This window comes from Streptomyces globisporus (assembly GCF_003501885.1).
Lineage (GTDB): Bacteria > Actinomycetota > Actinomycetes > Streptomycetales > Streptomycetaceae > Streptomyces > Streptomyces globisporus_D.
Genome location: NZ_QWFA01000410.1, coordinates 1 through 804 on the forward strand (window position 1 = coordinate 1; position 804 = coordinate 804).

The window sequence follows — 804 nt, forward strand, 5'->3', positions numbered from 1 at the left end:
GGCCCTGGAGATCCGCGACTGGACCGTGGGCCACCCCGTCGACCACCAGCGCAAGGTCGTGGACGGGGTGTCGCTGCGGGTGGAGCGCGGCGAGATCGTCGGCATCGCCGGGCTGATGGGCGCCGGCCGCACCGAACTCGCCATGAGCGTCTTCGGCCGCTCCTACGGGCGGTACCTCTCCGGAACGGTGCTCAGGGACGGGGCCGAGGCCCGGACCCGTACCGTGCCGGAGGCCGTCGACGCGGGCATCGCCTATGTGACGGAGGACCGCAAGCACTACGGCCTCGACCTCCAGGACTCCGTCAGCCGGAACATCTCCCTCGCCTCGCTGTCCCGGCTGGCCCGGCGCGGGGTGGTCGACGCCCACCAGGAGCGCGTCCTGGCCGAGGAGTTCCGCCGCACCATGAACATCCGGACCCGCACGGTCTTCGACCAGGTGGGCCGGCTGTCCGGCGGAAACCAGCAGAAGGTCGTCCTGAGCAAGTGGATCCTCGCCGGGCCCGAGGTCCTCATCCTGGACGAACCGACCCGGGGCGTCGACGTCGGCGCCAAGTACGAGATCTACACCGTGATCGACCGGCTCGCCGCCGAGGGCAAGGCCGTCCTGATGATCTCGTCCGAGCTGCCCGAACTCCTCGGCATGTGCGACCGCGTCTACACGATGGCGGCCGGCCGGATCACCGGCGAGAGCTCCCGCGCCGAGGCGGACCAGGAGCTGCTGATGCGGTACATGACGCACGACCCCGCCGTCCCCGCGCCCCGGCACCCCGCACCCCACGAAGGACTCACCGATGAGCACTGACC

Annotated in this window: 1 protein-coding gene; it reads left to right on the forward strand. The window is 71.1% G+C overall.

The window, feature by feature from the left end:
- Positions 1-802: ATP-binding cassette domain-containing protein (locus D3105_RS34030; protein WP_133305753.1), on the forward strand; the 802-nt coding region annotated here is incomplete at its 5' end.
- Between the last annotated feature and the right edge of the window lie 2 nt (positions 803-804).